General features: G+C 65.8%; 25 protein-coding genes. 14 read left to right on the top strand and 11 right to left on the bottom strand.

Going from position 1 to position 26,489, the window contains the following annotated elements:
* Window positions 1–28 precede the first annotated feature (28 nt).
* On the top strand, window positions 29–1,051 hold the full coding sequence (locus ATI53_RS09850) for a glycosyltransferase (protein ID WP_240778579.1): 1,023 nt from the start codon (window positions 29–31) through the stop codon (window positions 1,049–1,051).
* Window positions 1,052–1,667: 616 nt separating this feature from the next.
* On the opposite strand, the gene guaD is transcribed toward ATI53_RS09850, so the two are convergent.
* Entirely contained in the window at window positions 1,668–2,987 is a 1,320-nt protein-coding gene (gene guaD / locus ATI53_RS09855) for a guanine deaminase (RefSeq protein ID WP_111550313.1), read from the bottom strand.
* Between the two features lie 142 nt (window positions 2,988–3,129).
* Between guaD and mgtE the strand changes: the two genes are divergently transcribed.
* The 3 genes from mgtE to dps all read left to right on the top strand — a co-directional run bounded on the left by mgtE (window position 3,130) and on the right by dps (window position 5,712).
* Window positions 3,130–4,530 carry a magnesium transporter gene (gene mgtE / locus ATI53_RS09860; protein WP_009504642.1) on the top strand — a complete coding sequence of 467 codons (1,401 nt, stop codon included), beginning with the start codon at window positions 3,130–3,132 and terminating at the stop codon, window positions 4,528–4,530.
* Window positions 4,527–5,123, top strand: a complete 597-nt coding sequence (locus ATI53_RS09865; protein WP_111550314.1) for a 5-formyltetrahydrofolate cyclo-ligase — start codon at window positions 4,527–4,529, stop codon at window positions 5,121–5,123. Before mgtE ends, ATI53_RS09865 begins: the two co-directional genes overlap by 4 nt.
* 103 nt (window positions 5,124–5,226) lie before the next feature.
* On the top strand, window positions 5,227–5,712 hold the full coding sequence (gene dps / locus ATI53_RS09870; protein ID WP_009504644.1) for a DNA starvation/stationary phase protection protein Dps: 486 nt from the start codon (window positions 5,227–5,229) through the stop codon (window positions 5,710–5,712).
* A gap of 95 nt (window positions 5,713–5,807) precedes the next feature.
* On the opposite strand, the gene ATI53_RS09875 is transcribed toward dps, so the two are convergent.
* On the bottom strand, window positions 5,808–6,473 hold the full coding sequence (locus tag ATI53_RS09875; protein WP_146609907.1) for a hypothetical protein: 666 nt from the start codon (window positions 6,471–6,473) through the stop codon (window positions 5,808–5,810).
* Between the two features lie 162 nt (window positions 6,474–6,635).
* Window positions 6,636–7,898: a phosphoribosylamine--glycine ligase gene (purD, locus tag ATI53_RS09880; RefSeq protein ID WP_111550316.1), complete on the bottom strand. Its 1,263-nt coding sequence runs from the start codon at window positions 7,896–7,898 to the stop codon at window positions 6,636–6,638.
* Window positions 7,899–7,978: 80 nt separating this feature from the next.
* Between purD and xseA the strand changes: the two genes are divergently transcribed.
* Window positions 7,979–9,451, top strand: a complete 1,473-nt coding sequence (xseA, locus tag ATI53_RS09885) for an exodeoxyribonuclease VII large subunit (RefSeq protein ID WP_111550317.1) — start codon at window positions 7,979–7,981, stop codon at window positions 9,449–9,451.
* A gap of 211 nt (window positions 9,452–9,662) precedes the next feature.
* Here xseA and ATI53_RS09890 read toward each other — a convergent pair whose 3' ends face one another.
* The 3 genes from ATI53_RS09890 to ATI53_RS09900 form a co-directional block, all read right to left on the bottom strand.
* Window positions 9,663–10,064 carry a hypothetical protein gene (locus tag ATI53_RS09890; protein WP_009504648.1) on the bottom strand — a complete coding sequence of 134 codons (402 nt, stop codon included), beginning with the start codon at window positions 10,062–10,064 and terminating at the stop codon, window positions 9,663–9,665.
* 93 nt (window positions 10,065–10,157) lie between these two features.
* A complete protein-coding gene (locus ATI53_RS09895; RefSeq protein ID WP_111550318.1) occupies window positions 10,158–11,231 on the bottom strand; it encodes an alkane 1-monooxygenase in 1,074 nt (357 codons plus the stop codon).
* Window positions 11,232–11,299: 68 nt separating this feature from the next.
* A complete protein-coding gene (locus tag ATI53_RS09900) occupies window positions 11,300–12,238 on the bottom strand; it encodes a lytic transglycosylase domain-containing protein (RefSeq protein WP_111550319.1) in 939 nt (312 codons plus the stop codon).
* A 63-nt stretch (window positions 12,239–12,301) separates the two neighbouring features.
* Here ATI53_RS09900 and ftsY point away from each other — a divergent pair, with 63 nt between their 5' ends.
* Complete coding sequence (gene ftsY / locus ATI53_RS09905; protein ID WP_111550320.1) at window positions 12,302–13,618, top strand: signal recognition particle-docking protein FtsY; 1,317 nt, start codon at window positions 12,302–12,304, stop codon at window positions 13,616–13,618.
* A 12-nt stretch (window positions 13,619–13,630) separates the two neighbouring features.
* On the opposite strand, the gene ATI53_RS09910 is transcribed toward ftsY, so the two are convergent.
* The 5 genes from ATI53_RS09910 to moaA form a co-directional block, all read right to left on the bottom strand.
* A complete protein-coding gene (locus ATI53_RS09910) occupies window positions 13,631–14,131 on the bottom strand; it encodes an MgtC/SapB family protein (RefSeq protein ID WP_009504707.1) in 501 nt (166 codons plus the stop codon).
* Window positions 14,132–14,191: 60 nt separating this feature from the next.
* On the bottom strand, window positions 14,192–14,359 hold the full coding sequence (locus tag ATI53_RS09915) for a hypothetical protein (protein ID WP_009504706.1): 168 nt from the start codon (window positions 14,357–14,359) through the stop codon (window positions 14,192–14,194).
* Between the two features lie 8 nt (window positions 14,360–14,367).
* On the bottom strand, window positions 14,368–15,735 hold the full coding sequence (locus tag ATI53_RS09920; RefSeq protein ID WP_111550321.1) for a DUF2927 domain-containing protein: 1,368 nt from the start codon (window positions 15,733–15,735) through the stop codon (window positions 14,368–14,370).
* Entirely contained in the window at window positions 15,735–16,187 is a 453-nt protein-coding gene (locus tag ATI53_RS09925; RefSeq protein ID WP_009504704.1) for a GNAT family N-acetyltransferase, read from the bottom strand. The genes ATI53_RS09920 and ATI53_RS09925 overlap by 1 nt, the downstream gene beginning before the upstream one ends.
* 337 nt (window positions 16,188–16,524) lie before the next feature.
* Window positions 16,525–17,529, bottom strand: coding sequence for a GTP 3',8-cyclase MoaA (moaA, locus tag ATI53_RS09930; protein ID WP_009504703.1), 1,005 nt, complete (start codon window positions 17,527–17,529; stop codon window positions 16,525–16,527).
* A 102-nt stretch (window positions 17,530–17,631) separates the two neighbouring features.
* Here moaA and ATI53_RS09935 point away from each other — a divergent pair, with 102 nt between their 5' ends.
* The 8 genes from ATI53_RS09935 to ATI53_RS09970 all read left to right on the top strand — a co-directional run bounded on the left by ATI53_RS09935 (window position 17,632) and on the right by ATI53_RS09970 (window position 26,489).
* Window positions 17,632–18,117 (top strand): hypothetical protein, encoded by a 486-nt coding sequence (locus tag ATI53_RS09935; protein WP_009504702.1) that lies wholly within the window; start codon window positions 17,632–17,634, stop codon window positions 18,115–18,117.
* A gap of 145 nt (window positions 18,118–18,262) precedes the next feature.
* Window positions 18,263–18,781, top strand: coding sequence for an SRPBCC family protein (locus ATI53_RS09940; protein ID WP_009504701.1), 519 nt, complete (start codon window positions 18,263–18,265; stop codon window positions 18,779–18,781).
* A 53-nt stretch (window positions 18,782–18,834) separates the two neighbouring features.
* Window positions 18,835–19,320, top strand: a complete 486-nt coding sequence (locus ATI53_RS09945) for a (2Fe-2S)-binding protein (RefSeq protein WP_009504700.1) — start codon at window positions 18,835–18,837, stop codon at window positions 19,318–19,320.
* A 145-nt stretch (window positions 19,321–19,465) separates the two neighbouring features.
* The gene (locus ATI53_RS09950) at window positions 19,466–21,826 is read left to right on the top strand and encodes a xanthine dehydrogenase family protein molybdopterin-binding subunit (RefSeq protein ID WP_009504699.1); all 2,361 of its coding nucleotides are present in this window, start codon (window positions 19,466–19,468) and stop codon (window positions 21,824–21,826) included.
* Between the two features lie 103 nt (window positions 21,827–21,929).
* On the top strand, window positions 21,930–22,715 hold the full coding sequence (locus ATI53_RS09955; RefSeq protein ID WP_009504698.1) for an FAD binding domain-containing protein: 786 nt from the start codon (window positions 21,930–21,932) through the stop codon (window positions 22,713–22,715).
* Between the two features lie 93 nt (window positions 22,716–22,808).
* Window positions 22,809–23,810 carry an LLM class flavin-dependent oxidoreductase gene (locus ATI53_RS09960; RefSeq protein ID WP_111550322.1) on the top strand — a complete coding sequence of 334 codons (1,002 nt, stop codon included), beginning with the start codon at window positions 22,809–22,811 and terminating at the stop codon, window positions 23,808–23,810.
* 69 nt (window positions 23,811–23,879) lie between these two features.
* The gene (locus ATI53_RS09965; RefSeq protein WP_111550323.1) at window positions 23,880–25,220 is read left to right on the top strand and encodes a methyl-accepting chemotaxis protein; all 1,341 of its coding nucleotides are present in this window, start codon (window positions 23,880–23,882) and stop codon (window positions 25,218–25,220) included.
* 162 nt (window positions 25,221–25,382) lie between these two features.
* Window positions 25,383–26,489 carry an ABC transporter ATP-binding protein gene (locus tag ATI53_RS09970; protein WP_009504694.1) on the top strand — a complete coding sequence of 369 codons (1,107 nt, stop codon included), beginning with the start codon at window positions 25,383–25,385 and terminating at the stop codon, window positions 26,487–26,489.

Here is a 26,489-nt window from a genome sequence, read left to right on the forward strand (position 1 = left end):
TGCCGGGGGCTGTGCGCGCGGGCATGATGTGACGCTGTTTGCCGCCGGGGACAGCGACTGGGGCGGGCCGGTCGTTCCGATCCTGCCGGAACACTACGACCGCAGCTTTCCCTGGTATCTGTGGAATGGCACGCCCGAACTGACCGCGCATCTGGACGGGGCCTTCGCAGCGGTCCTGCCCAAGCTGGCGCGCGGGGCGTTCGATGTGATCCACAACAACGCGCTGCATCGCTTTCCACCGCGTTTCGCGCGGCGCGACAGGGTCGCGATGGTCACATCGCTGCATGTGCCGCCCTTTGACGTTCTGCACCGCGCCGTGGCCGAATCCGCAGCACCCTGGTCGCGCTTTACGGTGTGTTCGGGTCCGCAGCTGTCTGCGTGGTGGCCAGGCGGCGATGGCAGCGTGGCGTCGGTCGTGCCCAACGGGATCGACCCGCTTGACTGGCCGTTCCAGCCGCGCGGCAATGGCGAGGCTGTTTGGATGGGGCGGATCACGCCCACCAAGGGCGCGCATCTGGCCGCACAAGCCGCGCGGCAAGCCGGTATCCCGCTGACACTGTACGGCACCATCGAAGACCGTGACTATTTCGAAACCTCTCTGCGTCCGGCTCTGGGCGGTATTGTGCGCTATGGCGGTCATCTCGTCGGCAGGGAACTGGCGCAAGCGGTGGGCCGGGCGTCGCTGCTGGTGTTCACCCCGCTCTGGAATGAGCCCTTTGGCCTGGTTGCGATCGAGGCGATGAGCTGCGGCCTGCCGGTCGCGGCCACCGACATGGGGGCGGTGTGCGACGTTGTCGGCAATGCGGGGTGCATTGCCACGCCCAACGCTGGCGCGCTGGCCGATGCCATGCGCAGGGCGATCAACATCCCACGCCACGTTCCCCGTGCGCGGGTGATGGCGCAGTTCACCCACGCGCGAATGCTGGATGCCTACGAGGCGCAATATACCGCCGCGCGGGACGGGCTGTCGGCGCGCCTTGCGTATCCGGCGTTTCCTCCACACGCCCTGCGCGTCACCCCCGAAATGCCGGATCAACGGACCCTCGCATGAAATCGACCGACATGGTCTTTCGAGGGGGCGCAAGAGGATTGATGATCCTCCGTCACCTGTTTCAGATGAGTGTCGTTTGTGAATGGGGTAACGGGCCCGACCAAGCCGAAGCTCCCTCTGACTGTTGAAGATCCCGCCTCCGGCCAGCGGTTTTCCGAAACATTCGATGGTCACTTGATTTGCGCGCATGGTCAAAAGCGCGGCATTTGGGGAGTTTATTCAATAAACTCCGTGGGATATTTCCGGAAATGGCCGGTATTGACTGGGCGTGCCGTCTTTCCGGGGTGGCCTCTGCGCGGACCCGATTGACGTCATCGCCGACCTCGACCACGCGGGCCCGCCGGAAGCGCCGCACAAGGATGGCCGACATGGGCCGGGATGCGTCTGTCAGCGCGATGGTCGGAAACGCCACCGGACCTGTGATCTGTACAGGGCCGGTCACCCAGATGCTCAGGCAGGGAAAGCCCGCGATTTCGGCTGGCGCGGCTTTCAACACCCGTCGCGCGGGCCAAAGGATGAAGCCGGACATGGAAAGGGGACCTTTGCCCATCTTGCGGTTTTGCCGCAAAGCCGGTGGTGACCTCCATTGCGCAGGCTCGTACCCGCGTTTGCGGGTTCATTTGCGTTCCCCCGCCTTTTGCATGACCGGGCCCGCCTTGCGCCCCCCCACCCAGGTCGAGGCGATCGCGCGGTCGTCGCCCATCATGATGGTGGCAAACAGCGTTTCCCAGATGTCGTCCGCGTGGGTGCTGCGCTGCGCGATGGCAGGGGTCGAGGCCAGATCGAGCACGGTGAAATCCGCCTCGAGCCCCGGCGCGAGATTGCCGGTCAGGTGGTCGCAGCGCAGCGCGCGGGCACTGCCCTGCGTCGCCAGCCACAGCAGTTCCGACCCGTGCAGCGCGCGGTGGCGCAGCTGGGCGATCTCATAGGCCGCCGCCATGGTGCGCAGCATCGAAAACGACGACCCGCCGCCGGTGTCGGTGGCCAGACCGATGCGCTGGCCTTCGCGCATCAGCCCGTCCATGTCGAACAACCCCGATCCGATGAAGGTGTTCGAGGTCGGGCAATGCACCAGACCCGCGCCGACCTCGCGCAGGCGGTCGCGCTCGCGCGGTTCAAGGTGAATGGCGTGGCCATACAGCCCGCCGGCGCCCAGCAGACCGTGGGACTCGTAGGTGTCCAGATAGTCGCGCGCATCGGGATAAAGCGATTTCACCCAAGCGGTTTCATCGACCTGTTCCGACAGATGCGTCTGCATCAGGCAATCGGGATGCTCAGCCCAGAGCGCGCCGAGGGCCTGCAATTGTCCGGGCGTGGATGTCGGCGAAAACCGCGGCGTGATCACATAGGATGCGCGCCCCCGCCCGTGCCAGCGCGCCAAAAGTGCCGCGCTGTCGTCATAGGCCGATTGCGCCGTGTCGCGCAGCCCGGCGGGAGCGGTGTCGCGGTCCATGCAGGTCTTGCCCGCGAATACGCGCATGCCGCGCGCCTCGGCGGCTTCGAAAAGCGCATCGACCGAATCGGGGTGAATGGTGCAGAAGCTGCACACCGTCGTGGTGCCATGCGCCAGCAGCAGGTCCAGGTACCGCCCCGCGATGTCGCGCGCATAGCCGGGATCGGCAAAGCGCATTTCCTCGGGGAAGGTGTAGTCGTTCAGCCAGTCGATCAGCCGCTTGCCCCAGCTCGCGATCATCGCGGTCTGCGGGTAATGCGCGTGGGCATCGACAAATCCGGGCACGATCAGCCCCGCGCCGTGATCGACGGTGTCGGCGGCGGGGTAGGCGGCGCGCATGGCGTCGCCCGCGCCGATCGCAAGGATGCGCCCGCCGTCAACGACCAGCCCGCCGTGGCGTTGGTGGCGGGCCGCCGCAATCCCCGCTTCAAACGGATTCGCGTCAAAGCTGAGGGTCTGGCCCAGATGCAGGGTCGGTGTCATGTACGCTCCGTCGTCTTTTGGGGATATGGCGGCGCCGGGCCGGGCACGAGAATGGCCGCCGCGCCGGGGTTTCGCAATGCGCCCTGTTGAAATCTGTCCCGTTACCCTACTCTTTGCGGACAAGACAGGCAGCGAGGCGCATATGACCCAAGACCCCCAGGAAGCCGTCGTCGAAGAGGTCGAGCCCCCCGAAGAAGACCATCTGGCGTTCTCGCGCAAGGATGTGGCGGCGATCCTCTATTCGGTCGATGTCGGGGATCGCGAAAAGCTGGTCGAGCTGATGGAGCCGCTGCACCCGGCCGACATCGCCGACATGCTCGAACAGATCAACGCCTTTGACCGGATGCGGCTTATCAAGCTGTACGACAAGGAGTTCGACGGTGAAATCCTGTCGGAGCTGGATGAATCGATCCGCGAAGACGTGATTCTCGCCCTGCACCCCGAGGTGCTGGCCGACGCCGTGCGTGAGCTTGATTCCGACGATGTGGTCGATCTGATCGAAGATCTGGACGCGGCGCAGCAATCGGCGATCCTGGAGGTGCTCGAAGACAGCGACCGGGTCGCCGTCGAACAATCGCTGACTTATCCGGAATATTCCGCCGGGCGCCTGATGCAGCGCGAAGTGGTCATGGCGCCCGAACACTGGAACGTGGGCGAGGCCATCGACTATCTGCGCGCCACCGATGATCTGCCCGAGCAGTTCTATCACATCGTCATGGTCGATCCCAAACTGCGCCCGGTGGGCAATGTGGCGCTGGGGCGCCTGATGGCGTCGCGGCGTGAGATCCTGCTGCGCTCGCTGATCGAGGACACGTTCCATGTCATCCCCGTGACCCGCCCCGAGGCCGAGGTCGCCTATGCCTTCAACCAGTATCACCTGATTTCGGCCCCCGTGGTGGACGAATCCGAACGGCTGGTCGGTGTCATCACCATCGACGACGCCATGAACGTGCTGGACGAGGAGCACGAAGAAGACATCCTGCGCCTGGCCGGTGTGGGCGAGGAAAGCCGCCTGTCGGACAACACGCTGGAAACGGTCAAGCAGCGCCTGCCATGGCTGGCGGTGAACCTGCTGACGGCGGTGCTGGCGTCGCTGGTCATCGCCCAGTTCGAAGACGTGATCGGCGCGGTGGTGGCGCTGGCGGTGCTGATGCCCATCGTGGCGTCGATGGGGGGCAACGCGGGCACGCAGGCGCTGACGGTGGCGGTGCGCTCGCTTGCGACGCGCGATCTGACATCGTCCAACGTGTGGCGTATCATCGGGCGCGAATTGACGGTGGGGCTGGTGAATGGCGTGTGTTTTGCGGTGGTGATGGGGGTGCTGGCGCTGTTCTGGTTCGGCTCGCCGGTGCTGGGGGTGGTGATCGCATCGGCGATGGTCATCAACCTGGTGGTTGCCGGGCTGGCCGGAATCGGGGTGCCGGTGGTGCTGGAACGCTTCGGCGTGGACCCGGCGCTGGCCTCTGGCACCTTCGTGACCACGGTGACCGATGTCGTGGGCTTTTTCGCCTTTCTCGGGCTGGCCTCGGCGGTTCTGCTGTGACGGGCGGCGCGCTGACAGGGGCCGACCCGACGGCTTCGCAACTGGCGGGGGCCAAGCAGGCCGCCCGCGCGGCGGCCTTTGCCCGGCGCCGTGCGGCGCATGCCGCCGATACCGGCGCCGGGGCTGCGCGCCTTTCGGAACTGCTGGCGCGGCATCGTGGTGTGCCGGTGGCAGGCTACCTGCCGATCCGCACCGAAATCGACCCGCGTCCTGCGATGGCCGAAGCGGCGGCCCACGGCGCGGTTTCGGTCCCGGTGATCCAGGCTCCGGGCACGCCACTGCGGTTTGCCCTGTGGGAGCCGGACATGCCGCTGGTGCCCGGACCTTTCGGCGCGCGGATCCCCGCCGATCCGGTGTGGAGCGTGCCCGAAATCCTGATCGTGCCGTTGGTCGCGTTCACCGGCACGGGCAGGCGGCTTGGCTACGGGGGCGGCTATTACGACCGCACCCTGCAACAGTTGCGCGCCCGGGGGCCGGTGCTGGCGGCGGGCTTTGCCTATGGTGATCAGCGCACCGAGACGCTGCCGTTCGATCCCAACGATCAGCCGCTCGACATGGTCGTGACCGACCGCGACATTCTGTCATTTCCCTGATGGAACCATCGGCCCTGCGATGGCGTTCACCTCTCGAAGCCGGCACAGCGCCGGGCTGTCGCCGGCAGCACCAGATTTTGAACGCACCAGAGGAGCCCAGACAATGCCGCAGAATTTTGTTCCATTCCTGAAAGAAAACGCCCGCAAGGACATGATCGAGGAGCTGAACGCGCGCCTCGCCGACACCATCGACCTGGCCAACGCCGTCAAGCAGGCGCACTGGAACCTCAAGGGCACCGGCTTTATCGGGGTCCACGAACTGCTCGACGATGTGGCCGAGCACCTGCGCGAAGGGTCTGACCTTATGGCCGAACGCGTGGTGATGATGGGCGGGCTGGCGCAGGGCACCTCGCAGACCGTCGCGACGAAAAGCACGCTCAAGGCCTATCCGACGGACATTATCGACCTGTCCGAGCATGTCGCCCAGCTGGTCGACCGCTTCAACACCTACACCGTGACGCTGCGCAAGGGCATCGAAGCCGCTGACGAGGCCGGCGACGAAGACACCGCCGACCTGTTCACCGAGGTCAGTCGCACCGCCGAAAAGGATGCATGGTTCATCGGGTCCAACAGCGCCAAGGCGGCGTGATTTTCCGGCCCTGATCCGTTCCTTACACGGGATGGCGGCGTCCCCGGCGGACGCCGCCTTTTTTCATGTGCCCGCAACCGGCTGCGGGCGCCCGGTTATGCGCCGGGGGTGTAGCTGCGGATGCGCTGCACCAGAATGATCTCGCAGGCGTTGTACCCGGTGTCGTATCGCGAGCGCGACGTCACCCAGCGCGCCGTGCCATCGGGCGAGGTGACGTTGACCAGGTACCCTTCGATGTGCACCACGTCTCCCCGTCGCACCCGGTCCAGGGCGCGCTTTTGCTCTGGCCCCGCGGGCACCAGATGCGCATTCGTGAGCGAGGCGCCGATTTCGCTTTGCGGGATCATGTCGCCATCGGGCAGCGAATAGCGCATTTGCCTGTTCCCCTGCGCAAACGTCATCAAGGCGGCGATGCGCGGATTCGACAGCCGCCCCCAGCCCAGCCCAAGATCGACCGGGCTGTACCCCGAGGCGTGGTCCCGCTTGTAATCCTTGCGCGACAGCACAAGTCCCTGCATCCGGAACCGCGCGACGGCGACGGTTTCAAAGCCGTTGATGTCGGTGCGGGGGCCGGATGCGATAGTGACCTGGTCGGGGTCCTGCGGCGCGTAGGCCCGGTCGGGCAGGGCCGACAGATCCGGCGGGTCAACGCGGCGGTCAAACAATCCCTGCCCGCTGTCGCCACCGCCCCCGAACGCAAGGATCGGCAGCGCGACGATGATACCCACCGCCGCAAGGATCATCGTCCATCCGTCTTTCATACCGCTCTCCGGGGCTGACCGCGCCCCGCGATACGCGTCAAACAAGGCGTTCGCCGGTCGGCGATGTGACAGCTTCGCGACATCGCGGACCAACCGTCCCCTCGTTGCGCCGCCAGGGATTGCCCGGAAACCGGGCCGCGGCTCAGCGCGCCCGGCGTCCGCTCAAAGCGCCCGCCAGCCGATGTCGCGGCGGCAGAACCCCTCGGGCCAATCGACCGCATCGACCAGCGCATAGGCCCGTTCGGCCGCCTCGGCCAGCGTGGCGCCGCGCGCGGTGGCGTTCAGCACCCGGCCCCCGGTCGCGATGAAGCGCCCGTCGTCCTGCGACGTGCCCGCATGGAACATCTGGGTGAAACTGTCCTCGGTCAACCCGTCCAGCCCGCCGATCGGCGTACCCTTGGTATAGGCTCCGGGATAGCCCTGCGCCGCCAGCACCACCGTCATGGCGTGATCGTTGGCCCAGGTCACCTGCATCTCGTTCAGGCGCCCTTCGGCGCAGGCATGGATCAGGTCGAGCGCCTGCGCACCCAGCCGCATCATCAGCACCTGGCATTCGGGATCGCCAAATCGCACGTTGTATTCAACCAGACGTGGCTGGCCGCTTTCGATCATCAGACCCGCGTAAAGCACGCCGGAATAGGGCGTGCCACGCCGCGCCATTTCGGCCATGGTCGGGCGGATGATCTGATCCAGCGCCTTTTGCGCGATCTCGTCAGTCAGCACCGGCGCGGGGGAATAGGCGCCCATGCCGCCGGTGTTGGGGCCGGTGTCGCCCGCGCCGACGCGCTTGTGATCCTGCGCGGTGCCGATCGGCAGGATGTCGGTTCCGTCGACCAGCACAAAGAACGACGCCTCTTCGCCGGTCATGAATTCCTCGATCACCACCTCGGCGCCCGCCCCCCCGAAGGCGCCGCCGAACATGTCGTCGATGGCGTTTTCGGCGGCAGCCACGGTTTCGGCGACGACGACCCCCTTGCCGGCGGCCAGCCCGTCGGCCTTGACCACGATCGGAGCGCCGTTTGCCCGCACATGGGCCTTGGCGGCGGCGGCATCGGTGAAATGCCCGTATCCGGCGGTGGGCGCATTCACCGCGGCACAGATTTCCTTGGTAAAGCTTTTGGACACTTCAAGCCGCGCCGCGTCCTGCGACGGGCCGAACACCGGAATGCCCGCATTGCGCAGCACGTCCGACACCCCGGCGGCCAGCGGAGCCTCGGGGCCGACGATCACCAGATCGATGGCGTTTTCGCCCGCGAATTCGACCACGGCGCCGCCGTTGTTCACATCGAGCGATGCGCATTCGGCGATCTGCGCAATCCCGGCGTTTCCCGGCGCGACAATCAGCTTGTCGCATTTGGGGTTCTGCATCACCGCCCAGGCCAGCGCGTGTTCACGCCCGCCGCCGCCGAGAATAAGGATGTTCATCGCCTGTGGTCTCCCGCCTTGGCCTCGCCTTGCGCGCGTTCTAAGGTCGGGGGAAGAGTTAGGCAAGCGAGCAGCCCGCAATGGATCTATTCGAAGACGGCCCCGGCAATACCCCCGAATTTTCGGTGTCCGAACTGTCGGGGGCGGTCAAACGTGCGATCGAAGGCGAATTCGGCCATGTCCGCGTGCGCGGCGAGGTGGGGCGCGTGTCGCGGCCGCGCTCGGGGCACATCTATCTGGATCTCAAGGACGACCGCTCGGTGATCTCGGGGGTGGTGTGGAAAGGTGTGTCTGCCCGGCTGGAACATCCCCCCGAAGAGGGGATGGAGGTCATTGCCACCGGCCGCCTGACCACCTTTCCCGGCCAGTCGAAATATCAGATCGTGATCGAAGACATCCGCCCGGCCGGGGTCGGAGCGCTGATGGCGACGCTGGAAAAGCGCAAGGCGCTGCTGGCCGCCGAGGGGCTGTTCGACGAGCAGCGCAAGCGCCCGCTGCCCTACCTGCCCGAGGTGATCGGCGTGGTGACATCGCCCTCGGGTGCGGTGATCCGCGACATCCTGCACCGTCTGCGGGACCGCTTTGCGCGCAAGGTGCTGATCTGGCCCGTGGCGGTGCAGGGCAAGGGCTGCGCGCCCGAAGTGGTGCGCGCCATCGAAGGATTCAACCGGTTGCAGCCGGGCGGCGCGATCCCGCGCCCCGACCTGCTGATCGTGGCGCGCGGCGGCGGGTCCGTCGAGGACCTGTGGGGCTTTAACGAAGAAGCCGTCGCGCGGGCGGCCGCCGCCTCGGCCATTCCGCTGATTTCCGCGGTCGGGCATGAAACCGACACCACGCTGATCGACTTCGTGTCGGACCGGCGCGCGCCCACCCCCACTGCCGCCGCCGAGATCGCCGTGCCGGTGCGTCGGGAATTGCTGACATGGGCGGACGAATCCGGCGCGCGCATGACCCGGGCGCTGCTGCAACGCATCGAAACCCGCGCACAGCGTCTGCGCGATCTGTCGCGTGCCATGCCCCGCGCGGACACGTTGCTGGACGGCGCGCGCCAGCGGCTTGACCTGTTGTCGGACCGCCTGCCCACGGCGCTGAGCCGGGGCACCGAAAAGCGCCGCGTGCAATTGTCCGACCGGGCAGGAACGCTGCGGCCCTCGCTACTGGCGCGCCTCGTCGCCCATGGGCGCGAACGCCTTGGCCGGCGGACCGATCGGCTGTCGATCCGCCCGATCGCGCGCGACATCGACCGGGCACATGATCGGCTGGGCGGGCTGAATGCCCGGCTGCAAGCGACCGGGGCGCGTGGGCTCGCCGACCCGCGCAACCGGCTGACCACGCTTGCGCGCCTGCTGGAAACGCTCAGCTACAAGGGCACCCTCGCGCGCGGCTATGCGGTTGTGCGCAGCGGCGAAGGGCACATCCTGACCGGCAAGGCAGAGGCCGAAGCCGCCTCGGGGCTGGAAATCGAATTCGCCGACGGACGTTTTGCGCTGGGGGGCAGCACGTCTCGCCCGAAGCGCAAGACAAAGCCGCCGGAACAGGGCAGCCTGTTCTGATGACCCAAGCGGGATGCAACGCGCCGTGCGGTGACGCGAGGTCGCAGATGCGCCAGCATACAGCGTCAGCGCATCGGCAGGTTGGGGCGATCCCCACCGATGCGGGATGGGCGGTCGATCCCGCGTAACCCTGTCCGGGCGTGGCGCGCGTGGCGCTATTCCATCGCCGGCGCGAAGGGGGCACGCCCGGTCAAACCCTGGGATCAGACAGCTAGACGCCGACCTCGGGGCCGAGGCACAGCATGGGGTCGTCGTCCTGCCGGGCTTCGTAAAGGACCGTGTTCGCCGGGTCGTTCTCGAACACGGCGCGCAGGCCCGCGCCTTCGCGAAAGAAGCTCCAGCATTGGGGGCCGGGCTGATCGTCGTAGACGAAGCAGATCATGCGCTGGTCTTCGTACCAGTATCCGTCCTTGCAGCGGCCATCCAGAAACGACCAGCGGACCTTGCGGTCGGGCAGGTACTCCTCGACCCCGTAGGCGGTGCCTTCCAGGCCGAAATATAGCGTCTTTCCGGTCACATAGCGTTCGAATTCGGATGCTGACAGGGGCTCGGCGGCGGCAAGCGGCGTCGCGGCAAGCATCAGGGCAAGGGACAGAAACGATTGGCGGGTCATGCGCCGACCCTGACAGAGGCTCCGGGCCGAGGGAAGGGGCGCCCCTCTGGTTTCAGCGAAAAGGCAGGGCGGGCCGGGCATGGCGCCGGGGGATCAGGGTGCGGTGTCATCGCCGCAGGTCGGCGCAATGTGCCCCGGCGCCCCGGCCGGGGGCGCGGATCGACGCTGCCAGGATTGCGCGCGCGCGTCCATCATGCGCCGCCAGGCCGGCGGCAGCAGCGCGATGACCGCCATCACCGGCAGCGCGTGGGGCAGCATCGGCATGCCCCCGCGGTCAAGCGCAAGATCGGGATAGGGGCGGAGTGGATGCGCATGGTGATCCGAATGGCGCGGAGCGTTCAGCATCAGCGCCGACGATGCGCCGTGCGGCGTGTTCCAGCTATGGCGCGGGCCAACGGGTTCCAGCCGTCCGGTCCCGGTCGCCCGCCGTCTCAGGCCGTAGTGCTGGACATAATCCGACAGCAACAGCTGGGTCTGCGCGTAGACGCAAAGCCCAAGCAACGCGCACAGGCCAGCCCCGCCGGCAATCCGCGCCGCGATCAGCAGCGACAGCGCCGCCCCGGCGAAATAGGTCATGTAAGGGTGCGCGCCGTGTTTGCCGCCACGGGCGCGCAACGCGTTGTCCGCCCGCAGACCCATCTGGAAACTGCCGATCCAGGCGCGGGGGGCAAAGCCGTAAAAGCTTTGCCCCAGCGGCGCCGAGTTGGGGTCCCGTGCGGTCGCGACATACTTGTGGTGTACCCGCAGATGCGCCGAAACGTGATGGCCGAACAGCAGCGAGCTGTAGACGGCGACGCCCAGCCGCCTGTGCCAGCGCCCCGCCCGGTGGATCAGCATATGGGCATTGGAATTGCTGACCTGTCCCAGAAACAGCGACAGCGCCACAAACAGCGCCACCCGCCCGGCGACAGGCCCGTCCGTCGCGATTTGCGCCGTGCCCGCGTAAAGCAGCGGAAAATGCGCAATCCCCAGCACGACGGACAAGGCATCGCCATCGGCGCCCTCCTGCGCCGGGCGGTCCGGCGCGCTCAGCAGTGCGATCCGGTCCAGCGCAAAGACCCCGACGGTGATCCCCGCCAATGCCAGCACGGGCCACGCCCCGCCAAGCGTCATCGCGGCGATCAGCAGCGCGACCATCCCGAGGGTCGCAAGGGTGAAACGCGTCATGGTCCGGCTCCGTGTCACAGCGGCCCCCGGAGACTGCCTGATATGGGTAAAGACTTGGCCAACGCCGCCTAGCGATTGCGATAGACCGCGCAGATGCAGCTTTGTGCCTTGAACCTGGTGCAGTCGCGCCAGGCGCGATCGCGTTCGTCGCGCCCCAGCCGTGCCATCCAGTATCCGCCCCGAGGGCTGGCGCGGCTTTTCTGCCAGACCAGATCCGGGGTTTGGCCCTGGACCAGAGCGGCGCAGGATCGGGTGCGGGCGCGAAATTGCGCCAGCGCGCGGGCCTTGGTGGTGCCGTAGGCCAGCTGTATCCCCCAGGGGCGCAGGTGCGGTTCAGGGTCCGGATAGGGGGTCAGCCGCCGGTCGCGCGCCAGCGCATGGCAGGCCGCGGCAAAAGGCAGATCGGGGTCCAGCCGAAAGTCGCGCGCCTCTGGCGGGTCTATGGCCCATGTTTCGGCCGATACCCCGGTGATGATGCGGACGTAATTCACCGTTTCGACAGGCAGCGCCGCGCCCGAGGCCAGCAAGCTCTCGGCGCGGCGCTCGCCGCCGTTATAGGCCACGGCGGCCAAGCCGGGGTTGCCGTAGCGTCGCGTCAGCTCGCCCAGATATTCGGCGGAATATTCCAACGCCTCGGCGGGATTGTAGGGGTCGCGCAACCCGCGCAGCGTCGCGGTCGGGGCAATGAACTGCGCGATTCCCTGCGCCTTTGCCGGGCTGAGCGCGTTGGGATCGAACCGGCTTTCCTGCCAGATGAGCCGCGCAAAGAACCCCGGTGGCAGGGCGTTGCGCGTTGCGAAATCCTTGATCGCCTCGCAGGTGTCATACACCGCGTGACTGGGCCGGATGCAGTGCACGGGGCCGAACGCTCCGGGTGAACACAGGGTACCCGGTTCGTCAGCAGGCTGCGCGCGCGCAGGCACGGTCAACGACAGGCAGGCCACGAGGCACAGAAGAAAGCGCGGTTTCATGACGCGCAGTTCTGCGCGGGTGGGGGCGAACGTCAACTCACACTTTTCTTGAGCGGCCCGGCGTACTAGGTGAAAGGGCAGGTAACAAAGGTGCGCCCCATGTCCTTCTTCGGCAAGCTCAAGAGCAAGCTGTTCAAATCCTCGTCAAAGCTCGAAGAGGGGCTCGATGCCATCGTGCAGCAGGGCGGCGACGACACGCCGGACACGCCGGCGCCCGCCGATGTGCCGCCGCCGCCGTCCGAACAGCCCGAGCCGGTGCGCGAGGTGCCCCCGGCGGCGCCGGTCACGCCCGACGCGCCACCGCTGGAAAACCCGATCCCGTCGGACCCGATGCCCACCCCCGCGCCCGGCGCCGATCCGACCCGTGACCCGACCCGTGACCCTGGCCCCGACGTGACGCCCCCGTCGGACCCGATGCCCGCGCGCGCGCCCGAAATCGCGCCTGCGCCGCCGATCGAGGCGCCCGCGCCGCTTGATCCCGCGCCGCTGGCGCCGCCACCCGAGACGCCCGTCGGAACGCCGGAAAGATCCGGGCTGCTGGGGCGCATGTTCGGGCGCGATGCTCCACAGGCCCCGGTGGTGCGCCGTGTGCTGGACGATGAAATGCTCGAAAGCCTCGAAGAGTTGCTGATCGCCTCGGACATGGGCGTCGACACGGCGCTGCGCGTGTCCGCCAACATCGCCGAAGGGCGGTATGGCCGTCGGGTGTCCACGCAGGAAATCAAGCAGGCGCTGGCGGCCGAGGTCGCCCGGATCATGGACCCGGTGGCGCGCCCGCTGCCGATCTATCCCAGGAAACCGCAGGTCGTGCTGGTGGTCGGGGTGAACGGCTCGGGCAAGACCACGACCATCGGCAAGCTTGCCTCACAGTTTCGCGCGGCGGGAAAATCCGTGGTGATCGCGGCGGGCGACACCTTTCGCGCCGCCGCGGTCGAGCAGTTGCAGGTCTGGGGCACCCGTGCCGGTGTGCCGGTGCTGACCGCGCCTGAAGGGTCGGACCCCGCAAGCCTTGCGTTCGAGGCGATGACCCACGCGCAGGCGACCGGCGCCGATCTGCTGATGATCGACACCGCCGGACGGCTTCAGAACCGCCACGACCTGATGGAAGAGCTGGCCAAGATCGTCCGCGTGATCCGCAAGAAAGACCCCGATGCGCCGCACAACACGTTGCTGGTTCTGGACGCCACGACCGGGCAGAACGCCTTGAACCAGGTGGAAATCTTCCGTCAGGTGGCGGATGTGTCAGGGCTTGTGATGACCAAGCTGGACGGCACGGCAAAGGGCGGCGTGCTGGTCGCGCTGGCGGACAGGTTCGGCTTGCCGATCCATGCCATCGGCGTGGGTGAACAGATCGACGATCTGGCGCCCTTCGATCCCGAGGAATTTGCCGCCGCCCTGACGGGGCTGGAGGGCTGAACGCAGGTGCGCTCAGTCTTCGGGGGCGCGGCCATCGGGCCAGAAATGCGCCTCGATCCGGCGCAGCACCGTCAGAACGACCACTACGATGCCGGCGGCCATTGCCGCCAGAAGGATCTGCCCCGCCCCGCAGCCAAGCCCGATGGCCCCCGCAAGCCAGAGCGACGCGCCGGTGGTGATGTTCCTTACCTTGCCATCGGTGTTGAAGATGATCCCCGCCGCCAGAAAGGCGACGCCCGCAGTCACCGCCTCGATCATCCGCAGGGGGTCGTGGCGCTGCTCGCCGCGGTCGCCGAAATCCAGCGCCGCCAGTTCCAGCCCAAGGATCACGAAGAGGCAGGCCGCCACGGAGACAAGAATATGGGTGCGCAACCCCGCCGGCTTGTTGCGCCGCTCGCGTTCCAGCCCGATGACGCTGGCAAGCACAACTGCCGCCGTCAGACGCCAGAACGCCACCGGGGCAGGGACGAGCGAAAATGTTCCGGTGAGATCTTCGAGGATCTGGTCAAACATGCATGCTGCCTTCTTTCTGGACAGACAAGGCCAGCTGTTCTGGCAAAGTATCCGGCGGCCTCAGCTCAGGGTCTTTTCCACGATGATCGTCACAATCAGCCCTGCCAGCAAAAAGGCAATGGCGAAGCCTGTGGCATATTGCGCGACGTCTGCGGCGTTGCCCTTGCGGCGACGGGCGGTCAGCCCGCCAAGCAACGCTCCGGCGAGCGTCGCGGCGATCATGATCATGGCAGTCCTCAGCCCCCCTTTAGCGGATTGAGCGACCCGATTTCGCGCAGTTTCGCACGCACGGCCCAATCCGAACCGAAGCCGTATCGCGCCCAGCCCAGCGAGTCCAGCCGCACCTGACGGCCCTCGGACAGGCGGCCCGATGCGTCCAGCGCCTCGGCGCGCAGCAGCATCAGCGTGGCAAGCAGGGCGGCGTTCTCATGCCGCGCTGCGGTGTCCAGATGGGGGCCGATCAGCGCCAGCGCCTCTTCGGGCTGGCGATCGCCCAGGGCATAGGCGGCCAGTTGGCTGGCCACATAGGCCTGGTGCAGTTCGGTGTCGGGGGCGCGCTGGAAATACTGGCGGGCCAGGATGAACTGCGCCTGCGCGGCACGCGCATCGGCGCCCTGAAGGATGCGGCCCATGACATAGTGCGAAAAGCCCCGGCGGTGGTCGGTCCATCCCAGCGTGGCCGCGATGCTCAGCGCCTCGGACGCGGCCGCGCGGCGCTCGGCGGGCGACGCGCCCGGCCCCAGGGCTGTTTGCACCGCGTCCGTCCAGGCGGGCGGGGTCGATGGCAGGCGGCGGGCGGGCAGGGCGTTTCCCGCCGGGTTCACCCGCGCCAGAATCGCGGGCAGCCGGGCGGCGACATCGCGTTGCGACATGCCGGTGCGCAACTCGGGGGCATAAAAGGCCCGCAGCACGGTCATGTCATAGCCGGTCAGCACCGTGTGCACATTGTCGTCGTTGAACACGCTGTGCGCCAGCCGGTACATGTCGTTCAGCGGGCCAAGCGCCTGGGCGATTTCCTCGTGCAGGCAGTCGCGCACTTCCTGCGGGGCGGCGTCCGAAGGGATGAACACCGCGACCCGCTCGCGCCGCACCACCGTGGTCCAGCTTACGGTATCGCCGCGCCGGGCGGACAGATATTCGGGCAGCGACGACACGTTGGGCACCACGAAACAGGCGGCCTGCGGCAGGTAACGGCGGATTTCGGCGCGGGGGATCGCCTCGACGGTAATGTTGGCGACGGGGGCCTGAACCTGCCGGATGTCGATCTGTGCCTCGGTGCGCAGCCGGTGAACCAGCTGGTTCAGATCGCTGACCATGGTCTGTGACGGCCTGCCCGTCAGACGCAGCGTGACCGGGCCTTCGAACCGGGTGAAGGCGGGCAGCCCGCGCCCGGATTCCAGCGAAAACGCCAGTTGCAGGATGTCGCGTGACAGGTCGGCATTCGACACCATGGCGGGCGAGGGGCGCGGCTTCGAAAAGCTTTTCATCGGCGGCAGCCCGGTCGAGCTGTCCATCGACACCGCCGCGCGGGTGGCAATGTCGGGGGACGCGACGGGCATGCAGGCGCTGGCCGCAAGGCCAAGCGCCAGAAGCCCGCCGCGCATCATGGCCGCTGGTACTTGATAAAGGGCGTCAGCTTGCCGACCCGGTCATAAAGCTTGCGCGCGGTGTCGTTGAAATCCTGTGTCATCCAGTAGACCGAAGGCGCGCCGGCGGTGTCGGCGGCGGCATAGACCGCTTCGATCAGCGCCCGCCCGACCCCTTTGCCGCGCGCTTGCGGCAGGGCATAAAGGTCCTGCAGGTAGCACACGTTTTCGATGCGCCAGCAGTGGCGGTGACAGAGGTAATGGGTCAGCCCCACGACCTGGCCGTCAAGTTCGGCGACGAGCCCGTTGAAATCCTGCGCGTCCTCGCCCAGAAGCCTTGCAAAGGTGCTCTGGTACACGGCTTCGGTGACGCTGCTCTCGTAGAAGGCAAGATATGCCGTCCACAGGGCGCGCCAGCTTTCTTCGTCGCGCCTGGCAAGGGGCCTTACGATCACATCGGTGTGGGACATTTTGTTTCGAATCCTGCCTTCTCCGGGTCTCGGATGCGTAAACCGATCCGATATTTTTCTGACCTCAGTACAAAGACTATACGGCAAAACCGGGATTTTCGAAGCCAGGACGGGGCGCCCGCCGCAATCTTTCCGCCAAAGATCATGAGATTTGTCCAGGCATCTGATTTGAAACGGAACGTGCGGTGCATTGCTGCAACAATACCAGCGGATCGACACCATTGATTCGCGCGCCATCGTGGCGGGTTCAGGACAAGCCGGACGGTGACGTCCGGTTCAATCGCCCCGCGACACTGTCCCGGACGGGTAACGCCCCGGCCCGGCGTGGTATGTGGTCTCAGCCGCCGGTATGGCTCATGTGGCGCGACACGCGTCCGTCCACGGTCTGGCGCGAATAGTCGAAATCATGACCCCTGGGCTTGTGCCGGATCGCGTCGCGGATGGCGGCCTCTAGCGGGGCGTCGCTGCCCGGGTGGTTGCGCAGGGCCGAGCGCAGGTCGGCGTTGTCTTCCTGCCCCAGGCACATGAACAGCTCACCGGTGCAGGTCAACCGCACCCGGTTGCAGCTTTCGCAGAAATTATGACTGAGCGGCGTGATGAATCCGACCTTCTGGCCGGTTTCCTCGATCCGCACATAGCGAGCCGGGCCGCCGGTGCTTTCGGGCAGGTCGGTCAGGGTGTAGTGTTCGGCAAGGCGGGCGCGCAGGTCGGTCAGCTTCCAGTACTGGTCCAGGCGGTCCTCGTTGCCGATGTCCCCCATGGGCATGACCTCGATCCAGGTGAGATCCATGTCACGGGCCGCGCACCATTCGGTCATCGACAGCAGCTCGTCCTCGTTGAAGCCCCTGAGCGCGACGGCGTTCAGCTTGACCCGCAGCCCCGCGTTCTGCGCCGCCTCGATGCCGCGCAGCACCTGGGGCAGGCGGCCCCAGCGGGTGATTTGCGCGAATTTGTCCGCATCCAGCGTATCGGCGGAAATATTGACCCGCCGCACGCCCGCATCAAACAGCGGCTGTGCGAATTTTTCCAGCTGCGAGCCATTGGTGGTCAGCGTCAGTTCCTTGAGCGCGCCGCTGTCCAGGTGCCGCGTCATGGCGCGAAAGAACGTCAGGATATTGCGTCGCACCAGCGGTTCGCCGCCGGTGATGCGCAGCTTTTCGACACCCATGCGCACAAAGCCGCTGCACAGGCGGTCCAGCTCTTCGAGAGTCAGCAGTTCCTTTTTCGGCAGAAAGCTCATGTTTTCCGACATGCAATAGACGCAGCGAAAATCGCAGCGGTCGGTGACTGAGACACGAAGATATGAAATCGGGCGCGCGAAGGGGTCGATGAGCTTTTCCATGTTCAATAACTAGGGCCGCTTTGGCTGTGGGGCAAGCACCCCGATCATCCGCCGGATGCGCCGGCGATTGCCAGAGCGCCCGCTTGGGAATAGGCTGCTGGCATGAAAGCACATCTTCTTTTTCCGCTCGTTGCGCTGTGCGCCTGTTCAAGGCTGCCGTTCGCGCAACCAGAGGACCCCGCGTCCGCAACGCCGCGCGCCGCGATTCCGGCCGCCCCCGAGGTCGAGACCGCGACCATCGCGCCCGCCGCGAACGCGCGGACCGCCGATCAGTTCGACACCACCAGCGCGGCCGAGCGCGCCGCCGCTGCCGCTGCCCCGGAACCATCGGGCGAGCGCAGCCTTGGCAGCACGGTCGCGTCGCTGGGCGATCCGTCGCGCGCCGGGTTCTGGCTGGAAACGCCGCTGGTGACGCAGGTGACGCAGGGGCGGGTCGTTTACCCCGGCACGGGCAAGTCGGCCAGGGTCGAGCTGATTCCCATTCAGGGCGGCGGCAGCCGGATCTCGCTGGCCGCGATGCGCCTGATCGGGGCGCCCCTGACCGACCTTCCGGCGCTTGATGTCTATGGGGGGAATGCAAATTCCTGACCGCAGGCGGAAATTCTAGTTGGCAGCCGCGCGCGTCTGGGCCAATCATTGGGGGCAATGAACCATTGGTCTGATAGGCGCTTCGCCTGATGCGTGTACGCTGGCCGGTGCAAGGCAGGGATGCAAGGCAGGGAGGACCAACCAAATGCACATGAGCGATACGCGCCAGATCAAGGCCCCGCGGGACGTGGTCTGGGCCGCGATTCTGGACCCCGAGGTGCTCAAGGCCTGCGTGCCGGGCTGCACCGAGATGAGCGGCACGCCCGAAGACGGTTTCGAGGCGATAGTGGTGCAAAAGGTCGGCCCGGTGAAAGCCACCTTCAAAGGCATCGTGGCGCTGTCCAACCGCAACGAGCCCGAAAGCCTGACGCTGTCGGGCGAAGGCAAGGGCGGTGCGGCGGGATTCGCCAAGGGCGGCGCCGATGTGACGCTGACCGACAAGGGCGATGGCGTCACCGAACTGCATTACGAGGTCGACGCCAAGGTCGGCGGCAAGCTCGCGCAGCTGGGCAGCCGCATCATCGACGGTTTCGCCAAAAAGATGGCCGATCAGTTCTTTGGCAACCTTCAAGAGGCGGTCGAAGGCCCGAAAGAAGAAGGCGAGGCCGAAGAGGCTGCCGTCGACGGCAAGAAAAAGGGCTGGTTCAAGCGGATGGTGTCATGAACCGCAACCGCGGCAGCACAACTGGAATTTCAGGGATACCCAGGGAGGATTGAATGACCAAGGTAACGATGACGGTGAACGGAAAGGCCGTCTCGAAGGAGGTCAGCGGCAATACGCTGATGACCGAGTTTCTGCGCGATGAACTGCGGCTGACCGGGACCCATGTGGGCTGCGATACCAGCCAGTGCGGGGCCTGCGTGATCCATGTCAACGGTCAGGGCATCAAGGCCTGCAGCATGTTCGCGGTCGAGGCATCCGGCGCCGACGTGACCACGATCGAGGGCATGGCCAACGCCGACGGGTCGCTTTCGGTGCTTCAGCAGGCGTTTCAGGATCATCATGGGCTTCAGTGCGGTTTCTGCACGCCGGGCATGGTGATGACCGCCGCCAAGCTGCTGGAAGAAAACCCCGCGCCGACCGAACACGAGGTGCGCGACTACCTCGAAGGCAACATCTGCCGCTGCACGGGCTACCACAATATCGTCAAGGCGATCATGGCGGCCAGCGGGCAGGATGTGTCTGGAATCGCTGCCGAATAGCACCTGGGCGCCCCTGTTCTGGGCGCTTTGGTCGATCTGTGCAAAGTCAATGGGCCAGGGCAGGAGGATGCCGTGGCTCGGGTTTCCAGGCGGCGTGGGCCGCCAAAGACTTGGCGGCGCTGGCCGCCCTTAGGGAGGACAAACCATGCCGAAAGATCATGGCATCGGCGCCCCGCAGAAACGCCGCGAAGACGTGCGTTTCCTGACCGGGACGGGAAAATACACCGACGATATCAATGTTTACGGCCAGACCTATTGCGTCTTCGTGCGCTCGGACGTGGCGCATGGCAGGATCATCAGCATTGATACCGCCGAAGCCGAGGCGATGCCCGGCGTGGTGCGGATCTTTACCGGCAAGGATTTCGAAGACGTCGGCGGGGTGCCCTGCGGCTGGCTGGTCACCGACCGCAATGGCGAGCCGATGAAGGAGCCGCGCCACCCGGTTCTGGCGCAGGGCAAGGTGCGCCATGTCGGCGACCCCTACGCCGCCGTCGTGGCAGACACCCTGCAAGAGGCGCGCGATGCCGCCGAGGCCATCGTGGCCGACATCGAGGAACTGGACGCCGCCGTCAACATGAAGGCCGCGCTGGAACCCGGCGCGCCGCGCGTGCACGACGATCTGTCCGACAACCTGTGCTACGACTGGCTGTTCGGGTCCGATCAGGACGCCATCGACAAGGCGTTTTCCGAGGCGGCGCATGTCACCACGCTGGAACTGGTGAACAACCGTCTGGTTGCCAACCCCATGGAACCGCGTGTGGCCCTGGGCGAATACGCCCGCGCCAACGATGAATCCACGCTGTACACCACATCACAGAACCCGCATGTCATTCGCCTGCTCATGGGGGCGTTCGTGCTGGGCATCCCCGAACACAAGCTGCGCGTGGTCGCCCCCGATGTGGGCGGCGGCTTTGGCACCAAGATCTTTCACTATGCCGAAGAGGCGTTCGTCACCTTTGCCTCGCGCAAGATCAACCGCCCCGTCAAATGGACCTCGACCCGGTCCGAGGCATTCATGTCCGACGCCCATGGCCGCGATCACGTTTCCAAAATCGAACTGGCGCTGGATGGCGACAACAACTTTATCGGTCTGCGCACCGATACTTACGCCAACATGGGCGCGTATCTTTCGACCTTTGCCTCCTGCACGCCGACCTGGCTGCACGGCACGCTGATGGCGGGCAACTACAAGACCCCCGCCGTGCAGGTGAACGTCAAGGCGGTGTTCACCAACACCGTGCCGGTCGATGCCTATCGCGGCGCCGGCCGCCCCGAAGCGACATACCAGCTGGAACGCGTGGTGGACAAGGCGGCGCGCGAACTCGGGGTGGACCCGATCGCGCTGCGCCGGCAGAACTTCATCACCGAATTCCCTTATGCCACCCCGGTGGCGGTGGAATACGACACCGGCGATTACGGCGCGACCATGGACAAGCTGGAAGAGATGATCGACCGGCCCGGATTCGCCGCCCGCCGTGAAGAAAGCAAGGCGCGCGGGATGCTGCGCGGTCTTGGCGTCAACTGCTATATCGAGGCGTGCGGCATCGCGCCGTCCAACCTTGTGGGGCAGCTTGGGGCGCGCGCCGGGCTTTACGACGCGGCGACCGTGCGGGTGAATGCCACGGGGTCGATTTCCGTCATGGTGGGCGCGCACAGCCACGGGCAGGGCCATGAAACCGCCTTTCCGCAGGTGGTGGCCGAAATGCTGGGCATTGACGAGTCGATGATCGACATCGTGCACGGCGACACCTCCAGGATCCCGTTCGGCATGGGCACATACGGCTCGCGCTCGCTGGCGGTTTGCGGCTCTGCCATGGTCCGTGCCACCGAAAAGATCATCAACAAGGCGAAGAAGATCGCCGGGCACCTGCTGGAAGCGTCGGATGCGGACATCGAGCTGAAGGACGGGCAGTTCACCGTCGCGGGCACCGACAAGTCGGTCGCCTGGGGGGATGTCACGCTGGCGGCCTATGTGCCGCACAACTATCCGCTGGAAGACATCGAACCGGGTCTCGAAGAAACCGCGTTCTACGATCCGTCGAATTTCACCTATCCGTCGGGCGCCTATGCCTGCGAGGTCGAACTCGACCCCGAAACGGGGCGCGTCACCATCGAACGCTTTGCGGCTGCCGATGATTTCGGCAATGTCATCAACCCGATGATCGTGACCGGTCAGGTGCATGGCGGCATCGCGCAGGGCGTTGGTCAGGCGCTGATGGAAAGCTGCATCTATGACGAAGACGGCCAGCTGATCAGCGCGTCCTACATGGATTACGCGATGCCGCGTGCCGAGGATATGCCGTTCTTTCAGGTCGATCATTCCTGCGTCACCCCCTGTACCCACAATCCGCTGGGCGTGAAGGGCTGCGGCGAAGCCGGGGCGATCGGATCGCCGCCGGCGGTGGTGAACGCGGTTCTGGATGCGCTGAATTCGGGCGGCCATTCGGTCGATCACATCGACATGCCGGTCAGCCCGCACCGGGTGTGGCAGGCGATGCAGGGCTGATCTGTCGCTGGCGGCGCTTGACCGCGCCGCCGCTTCGTTGCGTAGTTGAACAGGAATGAAAGGGCGGGGCGCGGTCTCTGGCTCTTGGACAGGAGGATAGACGATGTACAGTTTCGACATCGAGACGCCGAAGACGGTGGCGGACGCGGTCGCCGCGCTTGGCAAGGAAGAGGCGCAGCCGCTGGGCGGTGGGCAGACGCTGATTCCGTCGCTGAAGGCGCGCCTCGCGATGCCGTCGGTGCTGGTGAGCCTGGCACAGATCGACGAGATCAAGGGCATCACCGAAGACGCCGGCGTGCTGACCATCGGCGGCGGCACCACCCATGGCGAGGTCGCCAGGGGGGCTGCCAGCTATCCCGCGCTGGCGGCTCTGGCGGGCAACATCGGCGATCCGGCGGTGCGCAACCGGGGGACCATCGGGGGCAGTATTGCCAACAACGACCCCGCGGCGTGCTATCCGGCGGCGGCGCTGGCGTCCAGGGCGACCATCGTCACCAACACGCGCGAGATCGCCATCGACGATTATTTCCAGGGCATGTTCACCACGGCGCTCGAAGAAACCGAGATCGTCACCGCCGTCAAACTGCCGATTCCGGAAAAAGCGGCCTACATGAAATTCGAACAGCCCGCCTCGCGCTTCGCGCTGGTTGGGGTGTTCGTGGCGAAATACGCCGATGGGGTGCGGGTCGCGGTGACCGGCGCCTCGGAAGAAGGTGTGTTCCGCTGGGCCGACGCCGAAGCGGCGCTGTCGGGCGATTTCTCGGCCTCGGCGCTGGACGGGCTGTCGGTGCCGGCGGATGGCATGATCACCGACCTGCACGGGTCCGGCGCCTACCGCGCCCATCTTGTGGCGGTTCTGGCCAAACGGGCGGTCGCGGCCGCCGCCTGAATTTGTCACGACGCTGTGATATGCACCCGGGGCTTGGCGGCCCTGGGTGTTTTCGTCCTTTCATGAGGGGTTGCGGCACCTATATGAAACGGCATGACACATCCCTCATTCGCGATTCCCGCTTCGGTTCTTGATCTTGCCCCGGTGCCCGAAGGCGCCACTGTGGCCGATGCGCTGCAGAACACCATCGCGCTGGCGCAGGACGCCGAGCGCCTTGGGTATCACCGCTATTGGCTGGCGGAACATCACAACATGGCCGGCATCGCGTCGGCCGCGACGGCGGTGGTGATTGGTCAGGTCGCCGCAGCCACCTCTCGCATCCGCGTCGGGGCGGGGGGCATCATGCTGCCCAACCACTCGCCTCTGGTGATCGCCGAGCAGTTCGGCACGCTTGAAACGCTGTTTCCGGGGCGTATCGACCTGGGGCTGGGGCGGGCGCCGGGGTCCGACCAGCTGACCGCGACCGCGCTGCGCCGCAACCATTCCTCCGCCGATCATTTCCCGGAAGACGTGGTGGAGCTGCTCGGGCTTCTGGGCGACAGCGCCGACGGCCAGCCGGTGCGCGCCGTGCCTGGCGAGGGCACGCATGTGCCGGTGTGGATCCTTGGCTCGTCGCTGTTCGGAGCCCAGCTTGCGGCGCATCTGGGGCTGCCTTACGCCTTTGCCTCGCATTTCGCTCCGGATGCGCTGGATCAGGCGGTCCAGATCTATCGCGGGCGGTTCACCCCCGGCATCACCGACGCGCCCCGTTTCATGCTTGCCGTGAACGTCTGGGCGGCCGACACCCAGCAAGAGGCACGGCGGCTGATGAGCTCGCAGCAGCAGGCGTTCATCAACCTGCGATCCGGGCGTCCGGGTCGGCTGCCCCGTCCGGTCGACGATATTTCAAAGGTGACAGACTCGCGCTATCTGGCGCTGGCCGACCGGGCGCTGCGTATTTCTGCCGTGGGCGACAAGGCGGCGGTGGCCGAAGGGCTCAAGACGTTGATTTCGAACTACCAACCGGACGAATTGCTGGTGTGCAGCGCGATCCACGATCCCGTCGCCCGCCGCCGCAGTCATGAGATCACCACGGAGGCGCTGAGCAGTTTCTGAGCGCTTTCACCGGATGGTAACGACTGGCTGGCTAGAACCGTGCGCAGTCGAATGCTTGGAGATACTCACATGTGGTTTGGACGACGCAGCGCACCGGTGGCGGCTGGCATGACAACGGCGGATGCGATCGTGCAGATCGTTGAACGCACGCAGGCCGTCATTCACTTCAAACCGGATGGAACGATCCTATCGGCAAATGACATGTTTCTGACGGCCTTGGGCTACACTGCCGATGAAGTCGTAGGTCAGCATCACAGCATGTTTGTGCAGCGCAAGTTCCGAAAAACCCGTGCTTACGAGGAATTCTGGGAAATGCTGCGCGCAGGCGAGTTTTTTACCGGTGAATTTCCCAGAATCACCAAGGAAGACGAGGTGATATGGATCGCCGCAACCTACGCGCCGGTCTTCGACCAGAGCGGAGAAGTGGTGCAGATCACCAAGATCGCGACCGAAATCACCAGCCAGCGTGAAGCGGTGCGCGCGATCTCGAAGGGGTTGGATGCGCTAAGCCAGGGAGATCTGACCTATCGTGTCTCACTCGACGCCGAAGACCGGATGCGCGAAGTCGCGGACAGCTTCAACTCTGCGGTCGACAATGTGGCGCGTCTGATTACCCAGGTTCAAAGTGCCTCGACGGCCATTGACAGTATCTCGGCCCAGATCGCGGCGAATTCCGACGATTTGTCGCAACGGACCGAAACCCAGGCGGCGACGCTGGAACAGACCGCCGCCGCCGTCGAGGAACTGAACGTCAATGCCCGCTCTGCCGCCGATTATGCCGCGGAAGTCGGCCAGGAAGCGCAAGAAACCAAGACTGCGGCCGAGGGCAGCGGAAAGGTGGTCGGGGACGTGACGGCGGCCATGAAACGTATCGAGGATTCATCGGAATCGATTTCCCAGATCATCTCGGTGATCGACGACATCGCGTTTCAGACCAACCTGCTGGCGCTGAACGCCGGCGTCGAAGCGGCGCGGGCGGGGGAAGCGGGGCGCGGTTTTGCGGTCGTGGCCTCCGAGGTGCGCTCGCTGGCGCAAAGGTCGGCTGAATCGGCTCAGGAAATCAAGGCGCTCATCAGCGAAAGCGGCGATCATGTGCGTTTCGGGGCAGAACTGGTCGGCCGGGCAAGCGGCGAACTGGGAAGTATTTTCCAGGGCGTGGACCGAATTTCCGAACGGATCCGCGAAGTGGTGAACGGGCTGCACGAACAGACCATGACGCTGAGCGAGATCAACACGGCGATTTCACAGCTCGATACCGTCACCCAGCAAAACGCCGCGATGGTCAACGACACGGCGACCGCGACGCGGGAGCTGTCGCGCAACAGCTCGGCTCTTTCCAGCGGGGTATCGGTGTTCCGTGTCGACGGTGCCGCGATGGAGATGCCAGATGCCAAGGTCGCCTGGGGCTGACGGCGTGGCCCTGACCGGCGCGGAAACCCGCGCCGGGTTTGACTGTCGCGGCGTGCCGGGGGCCGAACTCTTGGTACACCAGAGCCTCATGACTTGCGGGGCGGACGCATGGCTGCTAATCGAAGCTGAATTCCGATATTTTTAATCGGGAAAGGCAGAGGCGTGCAGACACCCAGGCTTGAAATCCGCAACCTTGTGCGGCGCTTCGAGGGCAAGCGCGTGGTCGATGACGTGTCTCTGACGATCCAGCCCGGACATGTGACCTGCCTTCTCGGTCCGTCAGGCTGTGGCAAGTCGACGACGCTGCGGATGATCGCGGGCGTCGACATGCAGGACGAAGGCACGATCCATGTCGACGGAGATCTGGTCTGCGACACGGTGTTTCGTATCCCGCCTGAGCGGCGCGCCATCGGGCTGATGTTTCAGGACTTTGCGTTGTTTCCCCACCTGTCGGTCGGTGAAAATGTGGCGTTCGGTCTCAAAGGAACCCGTGCGCGCAAACGCGCCCGTGCTGAGGAACTGCTCGGTCGGGTCGGGCTGACGCATTTCATCGACGAATTTCCGCATCAGCTTTCCGGGGGCGAACAACAGCGGGTGGCGCTGGCCCGCGCACTTGCACCGCGTCCAAAGATCATGTTGATGGATGAACCATTTTCCGGGCTGGACAACCGATTGCGCGATGACATCCGGGACGACACCCTGTCGCTGCTCAAGGAAGAGGGGGCATCGGTTCTGCTGGTCACACACGAACCTGAAGAAGCGATGCGCATGGCGGATGAGATCGCGTTGATGCGCGATGGTCGCATCGTGCAGAGGGGCGCACCTTACAACATCTACAATGCTCCGAAAGACAAGGCTGCCGTGGCCTTTTTCAGCGACATCAATGTCATCACGGGAACGGTGCGCGGAGCGCTGACTGATACGCCGTTTGGCCAGTTTCTTGCGCCGGGGCACCCGGACGGACAAGAGGTCGAAATCGTCTTTCGCCCGCAGCACGTCGGCATTGATTTCGACCGGGACGGCGCCGCCCCGCTTCCAACGGCTCGCGCCGGTGCGCCCGCGCGCGGGCTTGTCGAACGGGCGCGGTTCATGGGGTCGGAAAGCCTTGTGGAATTTCGCATGGATCACAATGGCGAGGTGCTGCGCGCGACGGTTCCAAACGTGTTCCTGCCAAAGCCCGGCACGCCGATGTGGCTGACTGTTCGGCGGGACCGGTGCTTTGTCTTTCCACTCATCAGAGACCAGCCCGGTGCGGAAAGCGGCAGATAG

The sequence above is a fragment of the Salipiger aestuarii genome (genome assembly GCF_003259905.1).
Lineage (GTDB): Bacteria > Pseudomonadota > Alphaproteobacteria > Rhodobacterales > Rhodobacteraceae > Salipiger > Salipiger aestuarii.